The following is a 13457-nucleotide window of genomic DNA, read 5'->3' as shown; positions in this document are numbered from 1 at the left end:
TGCGGGGAATTCATGACTAAGCCGAGCTTGGGTTATGGGGCTTACAGGATCACGTTCCACGGTTTCCCGGCCCCATCAGCGCCTCAATCACTCGCTCGGGTTCTGCTACCCTGCCGCCCAGGATCAGATCATGTCCCCAAATAACCAGAACGCGTTCACTGCGCTTCGCTTGCTGGCCGCATACGCGGTCATCATCACGCATAGCTACGTCGTACTCGGGCTCGGTAGCGACTGGTTGGAGCAACACGGCTTCCCGCAGTTCAGCGAACTCGGCGTCGACGCCTTCTTCGCGATCAGCGGATACCTGGTCTGCAAGTCGTTGCAACGCAACCCGAACCCGCTGGCCTATCTGCGCAACCGTGCGTTGCGGATCTTCCCCGGGCTCGCCGTTCTGATCCTGCTGACGATCTTCGTCGCCGGTCCGATCATGACGCACATGTGGCTACCGGAATGGCTGGCGTATCTGACTAACCTGACGCTGTACAACAGTGTCCCGACGCTTCCGCACTTCTTCGCGACGAACCCGATCCCCGTCATCAACGGTTCGCTCTGGACGTTGCCGCTTGAGGTGACGTGCTACCTGATTCTGCTCGGTGTGTCATGGGCCGGCGCCCTGAACTGGAAGGGGATGCTGCTGATGCTGGCAGGCTTCTATGTCGCCCTGATGGGTGATCTGTTGTCGCAGGGAAATATGCTGGCTGGCGTGAGTACCTTCCAGCTTGCACGGCTCGGCATCTACTTCTGGGGCGGTGCATTCATCGCGACAATCACGCTGCCTCGTAGCTGGGGGTTGTGGGTTGCCGCAGTTGTCGTGGCGCTGGCACCCTTCACTCTGTTCGCAGCCGATCATGACTGGAAGATCAAGGCTTATGCGTTCAATCTCTTGCTGCCGTTCATCGTCATCTTCGCGGCCGAGCGGTTGCCGAAGCTGGCTTTCCTGAATCGCTTCGATATTTCGTATGGCGTCTATATCTACGCGTTCCTCGTGCAGCAGATGCTCGTGTGGCACTTCGGCACAAGCCTGCATCCGACCAGCCTGACGATGCTTACCATCGTCATCGTGACGCCGATCGCCGCAGTCTCGTGGTTCCTCATCGAGAAGCCGGCGCTCGCTCTGAAGAACGGATTCGCCGGCTCGCGAAGGAAGGCTACGCAGACGGCTTGACGAGGGGGCGCCGCGGATTCGGCCATTGCATGTCACGGTGCTTTTGGCAACGCTGGAGCTTGCTACGAGATAAACCGTCGTCGATGCCAGATTTCAAGCAGGCGCGCGGCCCCTTCCCGACCTTCACGCTAATCCGGCGGCCGCGGCGCAGGTCTACTATCGCACCCAGATCGTGAAGCGGAGAGGAATGTAATTCCCAATTTGGGAATTAAAAACAAAAACGGCACTGTCTTGTGGGACAGTGCCGTTTCTAACAACTTGATACCGCTAGGAATTCTTTGGGGTGGCTGATGGGACTCGAACCCACGACGACAGGAATCACAATCCTGGACTCTACCAACTGAGCTACAGCCACCACTGATACTGCTTTGTTTCTTCGCCGTTTCGTTTCGTTCGTGTTCAGCAGCGAAGAACAAGATTATACGAACACTTTTCCGTCTTGCAAAGCATTTTTTTCAAAATTTTCGATCGCGTCGTTCAGATGCGTGCGCGCCTCGTCGAACACGGCCAGATCGCCGCGCGCGAGCTTCTTGTTGTCCGACAGCACGCGACGCCAGCCGCGTGCACCGCCGACACCGCGATACAGCCCGAGTGCGTGCCGGACGATCGCGCCGAGATACGTGCCGCGCTTCAGTTCCGCCGCGCAGTATTCGATCAGTTTCGCCTCGGCCTCTTCGCGCGTCGGCACCGCCGCGGTCGAGCCATAGAAGCGCGCATCGACGCCCGCGAGCACATACGGGTTGTGATAAGCCTCGCGGCCGAGCATCACGCCGTCGACATGCTCGAGATGCTGCGCGACTTCGTCGAGCGTCTTGATCCCGCCGTTGATCACGATCTCCAGCGACGGAAAATCGCGCTTCAGTTGATACGCGTAGTCGTACTTGAGCGGCGGGATCTCGCGGTTCTCCTTCGGAGACAGCCCCTTCAGGATCGCATTGCGCGCGTGCACGACGAACGTCTCGCAGCCCGCTTCCGCCACCTTGCCGACGAAGTCCCGCACGAACGCATAATCCTCGACCGCGTCGACGCCGATCCGGTGCTTGACCGTGACCGGCACCGACACCGCATCGCGCATCGCCTTCACGCAGTCGGAGACGAGCTGCGGCTCGTTCATCAGGCACGCGCCGAATGCGCCACGCTGCACGCGCTCGGACGGACAGCCGCAATTCAGGTTGATCTCGTCATAGCCCCATTGCTCGCCGAGTTTCGCGGCGCGCGCGAGATCGTCCCGCTCGCTGCCACCCAACTGCAGCGCGACCGGCGATTCGTTCGGCGTGAACGCGAGATGCCGCTGCGCGTCGCCGAACAGCAGCGCGCCCGTGGTGATCATTTCCGTATACAGCCACGTGTCGCGCGTCAGCGTGCGATGGAACGACCGGCAATGACGGTCGGTCCAGTCGAGCATGGGCGCCACGGAGACGCGGCGGGGAGGAAGCGAGGACGGTGCGGACATGGAATTCGGGGCAGCAAGCGGCGCGGGAACAACCCGGCATTTTACCGCAACGCGACGAGCCCAGCCCGGCTGGTCGACTAGACCGGCCCGCCCTCACCCAGTTCGGCGTCGACGGCCCGCCGCGCCTCGTCGAGTACGCGCTCGATCACGCGCCGTTCGGTGAGCAGCATCCCGTCGACCTTGACGAGCCGCCAGTCGATCCGCACGGCCTCGCCTTGCAGCACGCGGTAGTGCGCATGCTCGCCGTCCCACACCTGCTCGGTCTTCACCTCGATCTCGTAGCCGCGGTACGGCTCGCTGAAATCGCCGAGATCGCTGCCCGTCGGTTCCATCGCTCGCTCCGTGGCGACGCGGCGCCAGTCCGCCTCGGCGGCCGGCGCCGCGCGCTCAATCGTATTCGTTAGACAAAACGGCTTTGCCGTCGGCGGTCAGATCGACGCGGTTGGCAGCCGCCTGGTAGATCAGCCCTTCGTTCAACAACGCATAGACGACATCGTCGAACGCGGCGGGGACCGCCCGGGTAACGCCGAACTGGTCGACCCACTTCAGCGCCTCGATGGCTTCGGGAGAAAGGATGGGCGTCATGCGTTGGCCTCCGGCGTCGGTGTCGTTCCATCCTAGCACTTCGTCCGGACGCCGAATACGGAGGCAAACGCGCGCCGCGAAAGCCGGTGCATCGCGCACGGCCCAGACCGCCCGCGCCGCGCCGGCGCGCCAACCCGCGCTCAGAGGCGCGCGATCGACACTTCGGTGGACTTCACGAGCGCGACGACTTCGGCGCCGACCTTCAGCTCGAGCTCGTCGACCGAACGCGTCGTGATCACCGACGTGACGATGCCGAACGGCGTCTCGACGTCGACCTCGGACACCACCGGCCCGCGAATGATCTCCTTCACCTTGCCCTTGAACTGGTTACGCACGTTGATTGCAGTGATGCTCATCGGGTTGATCGCTCCGAACAAAAAAGTCTGAGAACGGGCGGCCTGCGCCGCCCGGATTTAAACGGCCCAGCGAATCTGCCCGACCGGTCGTACGTGATCGACTTCAAGCGCCGCCTCCTGATCGGCGCCACCCGGCCCGCCCGCGAGCACGCGCTGCAGCACACGGTCTTCCAGCGCGGCGAACGCGGCCGACGCACGCGCACGCGGCCGATCGAGCGGCACCTGCTGATCGAGGGCGACGCGTCCCTGCTCGATCAGCAGGATGCGGTCGCCCAGCGCGACGGCTTCCTGCACGTCGTGCGTGACGAGCAGCGCGGTGAACCGATGCTCGCGCCACAACCGCTCGATCAGCGCATGCATCTCGATTCGGGTCAGCGCGTCGAGCGCGCCGAGCGGCTCGTCGAGCAGCAGCAGTTGCGGCCGGTGCACCAGCGCGCGGGCAAGCGCGACGCGCTGCCGCTGGCCACCCGACAGCTGCGCGGGCCAGTCGTTCGCGCGCTCGAGCAGCCCGACTTCGTCGAGCACCGCGCGGGCCCGATCGCGCGCGCCGCGCCCGAGGCCCAGCATCACGTTCTGCAGCACGGTCTTCCACGGCAGCAACCGTGCATCCTGGTACATGATCCGCGTGTCGAGCGTGCCGCCGCCCTCGCCGCGCGTCACGAGCGCACCGCTGCTCGGCGTCTCGAGCCCGGCGACGAGGCGCAGCAGCGTGGATTTCCCGCAGCCGCTGCGACCGACGATGGCGACGAAGCTGCCGCGCGCGATGCCGAGTTCGACGTTGTCGAGCACGGTACGCGTGCCGAAGCGCTTGCTGACGCCCGACAGCGTCACCGCGTCATCGGGCGCAGGGCTGCCGGTGCGCCGCCGCGCGAGCGGAACGACGGACGCACCGCCGTCCCGATCGACGATCGCCGCATCCCGTGCGTCGTCGTCCGTCACGCGCGCCTGTGCCAGTTCGGCCTCGAGGTCCGCGCCGGCGAGGGGGCCGTAGGCGGCCGCCGAAGTGGTCGCATTCATGCCTTTGCTCCTGATTGGTAAGCGGGGTGCCAGCGCAGCGTCGTGCGCTCGATCCATTTCGCCAGCACGTCGGCCAGCTTGCCGAGCACCGCATACAGCAGGATGCCGACCACCACCACATCGGTTTGCAGGAATTCGCGCGCGTTCATCGTCATGTAGCCGATGCCCGACTGCGCGGAAATCGTTTCCGCGACAATCAGCATCACCCACATCAGCCCGAGCGCGAAGCGCACGCCGACGAGAATCGACGGCAACGCGCCGGGCAGGATCACGTCGCGATACAGCGCGAAGCCGCGCACGCCGTAGCTCTTCGCCATCTCGATCAGATTGGCGTCGACCGAGCGGATCCCGTGATACGTGTTGATGTAGACGGGGAAGAACACGCCGAGCGCGACGAGGAACAGTTTCGCCTTCTCGTCGATGCCGAACCACAGGATCACGAGCGGAATCATCGCGAGCGCGGGGATGTTGCGGATCATCTGGATCGTCGAATCGAGCGCGACCTCCGCCGCTTTCGACAAGCCGGTCGCAAGCCCCAGCGCCAGGCCGACACCACCGCCGATCGCGAACCCGAACAGCGCGCGCCAAGTACTGACCTTCACATTCGCCCACATTTCGCCCGACGTCACGAGCGACCATGCGGCGCGCACGACCGCCACCGGCTCGGGCAGCACGCGGGTCGACAGCCAGCCGACGCGCGCGCCGACCTCCCACACGACCAGCAGCGCGAGCGGCACGAGCCACGGCGCGATCGCGCGCCACGCGCGGGCGGCCACGGCGGCGCCCGTCGTCGATGTTTTCGTTGTCATCGCAGGCCTCCTTCTCAGCTCTGGCTCGCCTTGGGCAGGTAGTTGTTGCCGACGATCTCGCCGAACGGCCCCGACAGCGGGCCGGACGGCCGCTTTGCGCCCTCGCCCTTGATCAGCGGGAACACGAGCTCGGCAAACCGGTACGACTCCTCGAGGTGCGGATAGCCGGACAGGATGAACGTTTCGATGCCGAGATCCGCGTATTCGCGCATGCGTTCGGCGACCTGCTCGGGATTGCCGACGAGCGCGGTACCGGCGCCGCCGCGGACGAGCCCGACACCGGCCCACAGGTTCGGATACACCTCGAGCGCGTCGCGGCCGCCGCGCTTGCCGCCGTGCAGCGCGGCCATCCGGCGCTGGCCTTCCGAATCCATGTTCGCGAAGGCCTTCTGCGCGCGGGCGATCGTCTCGTCGTCGAGACGGCTGATGAGGCGCTCGGCATCGCGCCATGCTTCGTCCTCGGTCTCGCGCACGATCACGTGCATGCGGATGCCGAAGCGGATCTTGCGGCCGCGCGATTCGGCGCGCGCGCGGATGTCGGCAATCTTCTTCGCGACGGCCTCGGGCGGCTCGCCCCAGGTCAGATAGGTGTCGATGTGATCCGCGGCGATCGTGTGCGCGGCCGGCGACGACCCGCCGAACCACAACGGCGGATGCGGGCGCTGCACGGGCGGATAAAGCGCCTTGCCGCCCTTCGACTGAAGGTGCTTGCCGATGTAGTCGAAGCCGCCATTGTCGTGCGATGCGGCGAGCAGCCCGCGCCAGATGTGCAGGAAATCGTCGGTGATTTCGTAGCGCGTGTCGTGATCGGCGAACAGTCCGTCGCCTTCGAGCTCGGCGGCGTCGCCCCCGGTCACGACGTTGATCAGCAGGCGGCCGCCCGACAGGCGGTCGAACGTCGCGGCCATCCGCGCCGCGAGGCCGGGCGATGCGATGCCCGGGCGCACGGCGACCAGGAACTTCAGGCGCTGCGTCGCGGGAATCAGGCTCGATGCGACGACCCACGCATCCTCGCAGGAGCGGCCGGTCGGCAGCAGCACGCCTTCATAGCCGAGCGTGTCGGCCGCGACGGCGATCTGCTTGAAGTAATCGTAATCCGCGGCGCGCGCGCCTTCGGCAGTACCGAGGTAACGGCTGTCGCCGTGCGTGGGGATAAACCAGAAAACATTCATCTGCTGCTCCTGCTTGACTGTCCTTGCCGGAATCTGGATAAAACGAGGCCCTGCTCGCGTCGCGGATGAGCGACGCATGCATGATGTGCGTTCGAATCGGGATGGCTCGCCGCTCAGGCCGTGCAGCGGGCGAGTACGCGATTGCACGGCTGTTTCTGGGAAATCAGTCTATGGATCGGTGCGGGGCTTTGGAACGATTTTTTTGAGCTTAGGTTTTCCGCTTTCGTGATTAGCACGACGCTCCAGCGAATATCGCGGCGGCCGGGCCCTATAATGGCGCACCAATCCGAACAACTTCGCGCGGACGGCCCCGGCCAGCCGCGCCTGCAATGCACTCACCGATGCAGAAAGTCATCCTGCCGTTCCTGTCCGGCTTCCTGGCCGCCCTCTTCTTTCGCGAAGCGACGCTCGCGCTGCTGCACACGGCCGACCTGATCGCCGCAGCGGGGTTCTCCACGCAACCGTTCGCACCACTCGGCATTCCTGAATTTGTCGCGAACGCGCTGATCAGCGCGTGCTGTGCGATCCCGATGGCATGGCTGCTGCGCGTGTCGCCGGAGCGCGAGGCGCCGTGGATCGGCGCGCTGGTGTTCGGCGGCATCGTGCTGACGGCCGCCCGCGTGTTCGCGATCGATCCGCTGCGTGGAATCTGGCCGTCGGGCAACATGATGCCGGTGCTCGCGTCGGGCTTCGCCGCGAACGCGGTCTGGGGCTTCGGCGCGCTCGTGTTCATGCGCGCGTTCATGTCGGACGATGCCGGCGACGACTGACGCACGTCTCGCGGCGAGGCCCCGGCCCGCCGCCGCCAAGCCCGACCGCATCCGCCAATGACAAGGCCGCCTGCACCTGCAGGCGGCCTTTTTGCTTTTCACGCCGATAGCGCGCGCGTCAGTCCTTAAGCTTGCGCAGCGGATGCGTGTCGGGCGTCCACGGGCTGTCGAACATCGCGAGCACGTCGGCGCGGTCGATATCGGCGGCCGACTTGAAGCGCCAGACCGGCTGGTGGTCCTTGTCGACGATCAGCGCCCGCACGCCTTCGATCACGTCACCGTGCGCGAACGTCGAGCGCGTGAGATCGAGATCGCGCCGCAGGCAATCGGCCATCGTCGCGCCACGCGCCCGTTCGACGACTTCGAGCGACACGGCCATCGACAGCGGCGACAACTGGCTGCGCATCGCGTGGGTCGCCTTCTCGACCCATCCGTCGACGGCCGCGCAATCCTGCTCGGCGTCGAGCGACGCAAGGATCGCCACGATATCGGGTTGCGCGAAATGCCGATCGATCCCGGCGCGCGCGTCGGCCAGCGCCGACGTGTCGGGCGTCGGCACGACCTTGTGCGCGGCAGCCGCGTCGGCCACGCACGCGACCGCCTGTGCGCCGCTGTCGATGCGCGCGCTGCGCAGCGTATCGAGCAGCGCCGGCAGCGCGGCATCGGGCAGATAGACGTCGGCGAGCTGCGCATACAGGGCGCCGGCCGCGTCGAGCGACGCGCCGGTCACCGCGAGATAGCGGCCGATCGCGCCCGGCGTGCGCGCGAGGAACCAGCTCATCCCGACGTCCGGGAACAGGCCGATGCGCGTTTCGGGCATCGCCATCTTCGTCGAATCGGTGACGACGCGCAGGCCGCCCGTATGCCGCGCGGCCTGCGAAATGCCCATGCCGCCGCCCATCACGACGCCGTGCATCAGTGCGATGTACGGTTTCGGATAGGTGAAGATCGTGTGGTTGAGCGTGTATTCGTCGATGAAGAACCCGTCGATCGCATCGCGGTCGCCGCGTTGCCACGCGTCGTGGAAGAAGCGCACGTCGCCGCCCGCGCAGAACGCGCGCGGATGCGGGCTGTGCACGACGACGGCCAGCACGTCGGCGTCATCGCGCCACGCATCGAGCGCCTGCTGCATCACGCGGATCATTCCGACCGACAGCGCGTTCAGCGCCTTCGGCCGGTTCAGTTCGAGATAGCCGATGCGGTTCGCGACATACGTGCGCACGTCGGGCTGGACGGCTTCGGCGGAAGCGGAATCGGAAATGGAAGCGGAATCGGTCATGTGAGCCATCCGGCGTATCGCGGGCGCACGCTCAGTGCGCCTGCATCTTCGAGAACAGGTTCAGCACCACGACGCCCGCGACGATCAGGCCGAGGCCGATCACCGCCGGCACGTCCGGCACCTGACGATAGAGCAGCATCGCGACGAGCGTGATCAGCACGATGCCGGCGCCCGACCACACTGCATAGATGATGCCGACCGGCATCGTGCGCAGCGTGAGCGACAGACAATAGAACGCGATGCCGTAACCGGCCACGACGAGCGCCGACGGCCAGAAGCGCGTGAAGCCGTCCGCCGCGCGCAGCGCGGACGTGCCGACCACTTCCGCGACGATCGCGATCGCGAGCCATGCGTAACCCGGAAGCTGCATCGCTCAGCTCCTCGCAAGCGCGAGCGCGGCGTAGTCCTGCCCGAGCTCGGCGCACAGCGCTTCGACGACGAACTCGTGATCCGCGCGCTGCGGCAGCCCCGACGCGGTGATCGAGCCGATCACGCCGGCCCCTGCGACGGTCAGCGGAAACGAACCGCCGTGCGGCGAATAGTCGGAGATGGGCAGCCCGTGCTTGTCCGCGAGCGACGCGCCGGCCTGCTGCATGCGCAGGCCGATCGCATACGAACTGCGGCGAAAATGCGCGACGACGTTGCGCTTGCGGCGCACCCAGTCGGCGTTGTCGGGCGTCGCGCCGGCGAGCGCCGCGTAGAACAGCGGCTGGCCGAACGTGACGATGTCGATCGCGATCGCGTGACCGCGCGCCGTCGCGAGCGCATGCATGCGGCTGCCGAGCGCCCACGCGCGGGCCGGGTCGAAATGGGGAAACACGAGCGCCTGTTCCTGCGCGCCGATCGATTGCAGATCGTGAGCGATGTCCATGAATCCGTCGAGGCAGTAGTAACAACAGTAGTGAGCGTTGCAACGGCACCGATGCGATCGCGCACGGCTTCGCTGCAGGAATGAACGACACGAGCAAACCGCTCGATTCTAGCGCACGCCCCCGCCGTACCGGCCCCACAAGCTGCCAACGCGCGCCGGCAGCGCGATTGTCAAAAAGGGCTTGCATGCGTTCCGGATAGCCCATATAATTCATTTCTTCGACGGACGCGGGGTGGAGCAGTCTGGCAGCTCGTCGGGCTCATAACCCGAAGGTCGTAGGTTCAAATCCTACCCCCGCAACCAACGTCCCGATTCATGCAAAAAGCCCGGCTCCGCGCCGGGCTTTTTGTTTTTCCGCGCCCGTTCCCGCGCATCGCGGTTGCGCTTCGCACGGCACGCCGCGCGCAAGCGCTCGCGTTCGAGAATGCCGCGCCCCGGTGATACACTCGCATTCACCTCGTCCCTTCCACTCGACATGAAATTCTGCTCCGTCTGCGGTCACGACGTCATCGCACGCATTCCTCCGGGCGATAACCGCGAGCGCTTCATTTGCGATCACTGCGGCACGATCCATTACCAGAATCCGCGCAACGTGGTCGGCACGGTGCCGGTCTGGGGCGATCAGGTGCTGCTGTGCCGCCGCGCGATCGAACCGCGCTACGGGTTCTGGACGCTGCCGGCGGGCTTCATGGAAATGGGCGAGACGACGGCCGAGGCCGCCGCGCGCGAGACGCTCGAGGAAGCCGGCGCGCGTGTCGAGGTGCAGAACCTGTTCACGCTGCTCAACGTGCCGCACGTGCATCAGGTCCACCTGTTCTACCTGGCGCGGCTCGTCGATCCGGCCTACGAGGCCGGCGAGGAAAGCCTCGAGGTCAAGCTGTTCGACGAAGCCGACATTCCGTGGGACGAAATCGCGTTCCCGACCGTCAGCCAGACCCTGCGCTTCTTCTTCGCCGATCGCGCCGCCGGCGACTACGGCGTGCATACCGGCGATATCTTCCGCTCGCTGCGCAACGGCTGAGCACGCGCCCCATGGTCCCCTGGCTCGGCCCGGACGATCCGTTTCCGCCCGTCGAACGCGCGCTCGGCCCCGCGACGGGCGCGCCGGGGCTGCTCGCCGCGAGTGCCGACCTGCTGCCGTCGCGCCTGATCGAGGCCTACCTGCGCGGCATCTTCCCGTGGTATTCGGACGGCCAGCCGGTGCTGTGGTGGAGCCCCGACCCGCGGATGATCCTCGCCCCGGCCGAATTCAAGGTGTCACCGTCGCTGCGCAAGACGCTCCGGCGCGTGCTGCGCGAACCCGCGTGGGAAGTGCGCGTCGACCATGACTTTGCGGGCGTGATGCGCGCGTGCGCGCAGGCGCCGCGCCGCGGGCAGCGCGGCACGTGGATCACGGCCGAGATCATCGATGCCTATACGTCGCTCTACCGCTCCGGCAACGCGCACAGCATCGAGACCTGGCACGACGGGCGCCGCATCGGCGGCCTCTACGGGGTAGCGTTCGGACGGATGTTCTTCGGCGAGTCGATGTACGCGGATGCGACCGATGCGTCGAAAATCGCGCTGGCGACGCTGGTCGCCCACCTTCGCGAGCAGGGGCTGGAGATGATAGACTGCCAGCAGAATACGTCGCATCTAGCGTCGCTCGGTGGCCGCGAGATCGCACGCAAGGCCTTTGTTGCTCACGTGCGCCGCGCGGTGGCCGAACCGCCGATTCCGTGGCAGTTCGACAAGCGCGTGCTCGCCGCGCTGACGGGCCCCGCCGAACCGGCGGCGCCCTCCGGGATCGAGCGCTAGCGCGGCACTCCTTCCCTGCATCGAGAGCTGCCCATGACTCACCCGACTGAGCTGCCGCTTTCACCGCTTTCGGCGCTGCAATTCTATGCAACGGCGCCCTATCCGTGCAGCTATCTGGACGGCCGCATCGCGCGCTCGCAAGTCGCGACGCCGAGCCACCTGATCAACTCCGACATCTATACCGAGCTCGTGAAGGCCGGCTTCCGGCGCTCGGGCGTGTTCACCTATCGCCCGTACTGCGACGGCTGCCGCGCGTGCGTACCGGTGCGCGTGCCGGTCGGCGCGTTCACGCCGTCGCGCACGCAGCGCCGGATGTGGAAGCGGCACCGCGCGCTCGTCGCGACCGTCTCGCCGCTGCACTACGACGAGGAGCACTACGCGCTCTACATGCGCTACCAGTCCGCGCGCCACGCGGGCGGCGGCATGGACCGCGACAGCCGCGACCAGTACGAGCAATTCCTGCTGCAGAGCCGGATCAATTCGCGCCTCGTCGAATTCCGCGACCTTGACGCGCCGGGCGGCGAGCCGGGCAAGCTGCGCATGGTCAGCATGATCGACATCCTCGGCGACGGGCTATCGTCGGTCTACACGTTCTTCGAACCCGACGACCAGCACACGAGCTACGGCACGTACAACATTCTGTGGCAGATCGAACAGGCGAAAAGCCTCGGCCTGCCGTACGTGTATCTCGGCTACTGGATCCGCGAGAGCCCGAAGATGGCCTACAAGGCGAACTTCCATCCGCTCGAAGGATTGCTCGACGGCCGCTGGAAAGTGCTCGATCCCGAGCGTGTCGAGCTGCCGCCGGTCGACGCGGCACTGGCGCGCGCGCCGCTGCCGGGCGGACATTCCGGGTCGGGTTGACCATCCGCTTCCGCGGCGCGGATTCGCGCCTGCAGCCGGCACCATTTCCGCCCTTGCATGCGCCGCCGCACCGCAAGAGACGCGCCCCCGCCGGCGCGCGAAGCGAAGCCCGCCCGCGCCGCGCAACTCCCGGTAAAATAGCGGGTTGTCATTCATTCCGGCCGTCCGCCCAATTCCCGTGTTCAGTTCCCTCTATCCGCTGGCCCGCGCATCCCTGTTCAAGATGGATGCGGAAGACGCTCACCACCTCACGCTGCGCGCGCTCGGCGCGGCCGGCCGCACGGGCCTCGCCTGCGCGCTATCCGCGCGCGTGCCCGATGCGCCGCGCACCGTGATGGGGCTCACGTTCCGCAACCCGGTCGGCCTCGCCGCCGGCCTCGACAAGGACGGCGCGGCCATCGACGGCCTCGCGTCGCTCGGCTTCGGCTTCATCGAGGTCGGCACCGTCACGCCGCGCCCGCAGCCGGGCAATCCGCGCCCGCGGATGTTCCGCCTGCCGCAGGCCGACGCGCTGATCAACCGGATGGGCTTCAACAACCACGGCGTCGACCAGTTCGTGAAGAACGTCCAGGCGGCCCGCTATCGCGGCATCCTCGGCCTGAACATCGGCAAGAACGCCGACACGCCGATCGAGCGCGCGGCGGAAGACTATCTCTACTGCCTCGAGCGCGTGTACCCGTTCGCGAGCTACGTGACGATCAACATTTCGTCGCCGAACACGAAGAACCTGCGCCAACTGCAGGGCGCGGGCGAACTCGACGCGCTGCTCGCCGCGCTGAAGGACAAGCAGCAGCGCCTCGCCGACCTGCACGGCAAGCTCGTGCCGCTCGCGCTGAAGATCGCCCCCGATCTCGACGACGAACAGGTGAAGGAAATCGGCGACACGCTGCTGCGCCACAAGATCGAGGCAGTGATCGCCACGAACACGACGCTGTCGCGCGCGGCCGTGCAGGGCCTGCCGCATGCGGACGAAGCCGGCGGCCTGTCGGGCCGCCCGGTGTTCGACGCGTCGAACGAAGTGATTCGCAAGCTGCATGCGGAAGTCGGCAGCGCGGTGCCGATCATCGGCGTCGGCGGCATTTTCTCGGGCGAGGACGCACGCGTGAAGCTCGCGGCCGGCGCATCGCTCGTCCAGCTGTATACGGGCTTCATCTATCGCGGCCCGGCGCTCGTGGCCGAGTGCGTGAAGGCCATCGCGCGCGAACGCACCGCGTAATATAGTCATAAACAAACGATATTTAGTGATCGATTGTATTTTTGCTATGATCGACCTCATTGTCAGACTCAAGCGCCCCCGCCGGGGCAAGGAAGCTCACACG

General features: G+C 66.3%; 16 protein-coding genes and 2 tRNA genes. 7 read left to right on the top strand and 11 right to left on the bottom strand.

The window, feature by feature from the left end:
- Window positions 1-130 precede the first annotated feature (130 nt).
- Window positions 131-1165 (top strand): acyltransferase family protein, encoded by a 1035-nt coding sequence (locus ABIC50_RS05160; RefSeq protein ID WP_354162025.1) that lies wholly within the window; start codon window positions 131-133, stop codon window positions 1163-1165.
- Window positions 1166-1444: 279 nt separating this feature from the next.
- Here the strand turns inward: ABIC50_RS05160 and ABIC50_RS05155 are convergent.
- From ABIC50_RS05155 to ssuD, 8 genes are all read right to left on the bottom strand, one after another.
- Window positions 1445-1520 (bottom strand) — tRNA-His (locus ABIC50_RS05155).
- Window positions 1521-1583: 63 nt separating this feature from the next.
- On the bottom strand, window positions 1584-2570 hold the full coding sequence (dusA, locus tag ABIC50_RS05150) for a tRNA dihydrouridine(20/20a) synthase DusA (RefSeq protein WP_241244861.1): 987 nt from the start codon (window positions 2568-2570) through the stop codon (window positions 1584-1586).
- Between the two features lie 125 nt (window positions 2571-2695).
- Window positions 2696-2950 (bottom strand): hypothetical protein, encoded by a 255-nt coding sequence (locus ABIC50_RS05145; RefSeq protein ID WP_011656765.1) that lies wholly within the window; start codon window positions 2948-2950, stop codon window positions 2696-2698.
- 55 nt (window positions 2951-3005) lie between these two features.
- Window positions 3006-3203 (bottom strand): hypothetical protein, encoded by a 198-nt coding sequence (locus ABIC50_RS05140; RefSeq protein ID WP_354162022.1) that lies wholly within the window; start codon window positions 3201-3203, stop codon window positions 3006-3008.
- A 140-nt stretch (window positions 3204-3343) separates the two neighbouring features.
- Window positions 3344-3559 (bottom strand): TOBE domain-containing protein, encoded by a 216-nt coding sequence (locus tag ABIC50_RS05135; protein ID WP_006400187.1) that lies wholly within the window; start codon window positions 3557-3559, stop codon window positions 3344-3346.
- Window positions 3560-3616: 57 nt separating this feature from the next.
- Window positions 3617-4576 (bottom strand): ATP-binding cassette domain-containing protein, encoded by a 960-nt coding sequence (locus ABIC50_RS05130; RefSeq protein WP_354162019.1) that lies wholly within the window; start codon window positions 4574-4576, stop codon window positions 3617-3619.
- Window positions 4573-5385 carry an aliphatic sulfonate ABC transporter permease SsuC gene (ssuC, locus tag ABIC50_RS05125; RefSeq protein ID WP_006751020.1) on the bottom strand — a complete coding sequence of 271 codons (813 nt, stop codon included), beginning with the start codon at window positions 5383-5385 and terminating at the stop codon, window positions 4573-4575. The genes ABIC50_RS05130 and ssuC overlap by 4 nt, the downstream gene beginning before the upstream one ends.
- A gap of 14 nt (window positions 5386-5399) precedes the next feature.
- Entirely contained in the window at window positions 5400-6557 is a 1158-nt protein-coding gene (ssuD, locus tag ABIC50_RS05120; RefSeq protein WP_006751021.1) for an FMNH2-dependent alkanesulfonate monooxygenase, read from the bottom strand.
- A gap of 341 nt (window positions 6558-6898) precedes the next feature.
- Between ssuD and ABIC50_RS05115 the strand changes: the two genes are divergently transcribed.
- Window positions 6899-7327, top strand: a complete 429-nt coding sequence (locus ABIC50_RS05115) for a hypothetical protein (protein ID WP_012363791.1) — start codon at window positions 6899-6901, stop codon at window positions 7325-7327.
- 118 nt (window positions 7328-7445) lie between these two features.
- On the opposite strand, the gene ABIC50_RS05110 is transcribed toward ABIC50_RS05115, so the two are convergent.
- From ABIC50_RS05110 to ABIC50_RS05100, 3 genes are read right to left on the bottom strand one after another with little or no spacing between them, the layout of a single operon-like run.
- Window positions 7446-8606 (bottom strand): enoyl-CoA hydratase/isomerase family protein, encoded by a 1161-nt coding sequence (locus ABIC50_RS05110; protein WP_354162016.1) that lies wholly within the window; start codon window positions 8604-8606, stop codon window positions 7446-7448.
- 31 nt (window positions 8607-8637) lie between these two features.
- Complete coding sequence (locus tag ABIC50_RS05105; protein WP_011656759.1) at window positions 8638-8976, bottom strand: DMT family transporter; 339 nt, start codon at window positions 8974-8976, stop codon at window positions 8638-8640.
- Between the two features lie 3 nt (window positions 8977-8979).
- Entirely contained in the window at window positions 8980-9477 is a 498-nt protein-coding gene (locus ABIC50_RS05100; RefSeq protein WP_175731151.1) for a heme-degrading domain-containing protein, read from the bottom strand.
- Window positions 9478-9703: 226 nt separating this feature from the next.
- Here ABIC50_RS05100 and ABIC50_RS05095 point away from each other — a divergent pair.
- The 5 genes from ABIC50_RS05095 to ABIC50_RS05075 all read left to right on the top strand — a co-directional run bounded on the left by ABIC50_RS05095 (window position 9704) and on the right by ABIC50_RS05075 (window position 13354).
- A tRNA-Met gene (locus ABIC50_RS05095) sits at window positions 9704-9780 on the top strand.
- 172 nt (window positions 9781-9952) lie between these two features.
- Window positions 9953-10498, top strand: a complete 546-nt coding sequence (locus tag ABIC50_RS05090; protein ID WP_006751026.1) for an NUDIX hydrolase — start codon at window positions 9953-9955, stop codon at window positions 10496-10498.
- Between the two features lie 11 nt (window positions 10499-10509).
- Window positions 10510-11274, top strand: a complete 765-nt coding sequence (aat, locus tag ABIC50_RS05085; protein ID WP_006751027.1) for a leucyl/phenylalanyl-tRNA--protein transferase — start codon at window positions 10510-10512, stop codon at window positions 11272-11274.
- 33 nt (window positions 11275-11307) lie between these two features.
- Window positions 11308-12138: an arginyltransferase gene (locus ABIC50_RS05080; RefSeq protein WP_175745486.1), complete on the top strand. Its 831-nt coding sequence runs from the start codon at window positions 11308-11310 to the stop codon at window positions 12136-12138.
- A 178-nt stretch (window positions 12139-12316) separates the two neighbouring features.
- The gene (locus tag ABIC50_RS05075; RefSeq protein WP_006751029.1) at window positions 12317-13354 is read left to right on the top strand and encodes a quinone-dependent dihydroorotate dehydrogenase; all 1038 of its coding nucleotides are present in this window, start codon (window positions 12317-12319) and stop codon (window positions 13352-13354) included.
- Window positions 13355-13457 lie beyond the last annotated feature (103 nt).

Origin of the sequence: Burkholderia sp. 567 (assembly GCF_040545115.1) — a bacterium.
Lineage (GTDB): Bacteria > Pseudomonadota > Gammaproteobacteria > Burkholderiales > Burkholderiaceae > Burkholderia > Burkholderia ambifaria.
This window is presented reverse-complemented; position numbering and strand designations above follow the sequence as displayed.

Excerpts from the sequence above, each read along its gene's own strand:
- ABIC50_RS05160 (WP_354162025.1), top strand. The coding sequence starts at position 131 with ATGTCCCCAAATAACCAGAACGCGTTCACTGCGCTTCGCTTGCTGGCC.
- dusA (WP_241244861.1), bottom strand. The coding sequence starts at position 2,570 with ATGCTCGACTGGACCGACCGTCATTGCCGGTCGTTCCATCGCACGCTG.
- ABIC50_RS05145 (WP_011656765.1), bottom strand. The coding sequence starts at position 2,950 with ATGGAACCGACGGGCAGCGATCTCGGCGATTTCAGCGAGCCGTACCGC.
- ABIC50_RS05140 (WP_354162022.1), bottom strand. The coding sequence starts at position 3,203 with ATGACGCCCATCCTTTCTCCCGAAGCCATCGAGGCGCTGAAGTGGGTC.
- ABIC50_RS05135 (WP_006400187.1), bottom strand. The coding sequence starts at position 3,559 with ATGAGCATCACTGCAATCAACGTGCGTAACCAGTTCAAGGGCAAGGTG.
- ABIC50_RS05130 (WP_354162019.1), bottom strand. The coding sequence starts at position 4,576 with ATGAATGCGACCACTTCGGCGGCCGCCTACGGCCCCCTCGCCGGCGCG.
- ssuC (WP_006751020.1), bottom strand. The coding sequence starts at position 5,385 with ATGACAACGAAAACATCGACGACGGGCGCCGCCGTGGCCGCCCGCGCG.
- ssuD (WP_006751021.1), bottom strand. The coding sequence starts at position 6,557 with ATGAATGTTTTCTGGTTTATCCCCACGCACGGCGACAGCCGTTACCTC.
- ABIC50_RS05115 (WP_012363791.1), top strand. The coding sequence starts at position 6,899 with ATGCAGAAAGTCATCCTGCCGTTCCTGTCCGGCTTCCTGGCCGCCCTC.
- ABIC50_RS05110 (WP_354162016.1), bottom strand. The coding sequence starts at position 8,606 with ATGACCGATTCCGCTTCCATTTCCGATTCCGCTTCCGCCGAAGCCGTC.
- ABIC50_RS05105 (WP_011656759.1), bottom strand. The coding sequence starts at position 8,976 with ATGCAGCTTCCGGGTTACGCATGGCTCGCGATCGCGATCGTCGCGGAA.
- ABIC50_RS05100 (WP_175731151.1), bottom strand. The coding sequence starts at position 9,477 with ATGGACATCGCTCACGATCTGCAATCGATCGGCGCGCAGGAACAGGCG.
- ABIC50_RS05090 (WP_006751026.1), top strand. The coding sequence starts at position 9,953 with ATGAAATTCTGCTCCGTCTGCGGTCACGACGTCATCGCACGCATTCCT.
- aat (WP_006751027.1), top strand. The coding sequence starts at position 10,510 with ATGGTCCCCTGGCTCGGCCCGGACGATCCGTTTCCGCCCGTCGAACGC.
- ABIC50_RS05080 (WP_175745486.1), top strand. The coding sequence starts at position 11,308 with ATGACTCACCCGACTGAGCTGCCGCTTTCACCGCTTTCGGCGCTGCAA.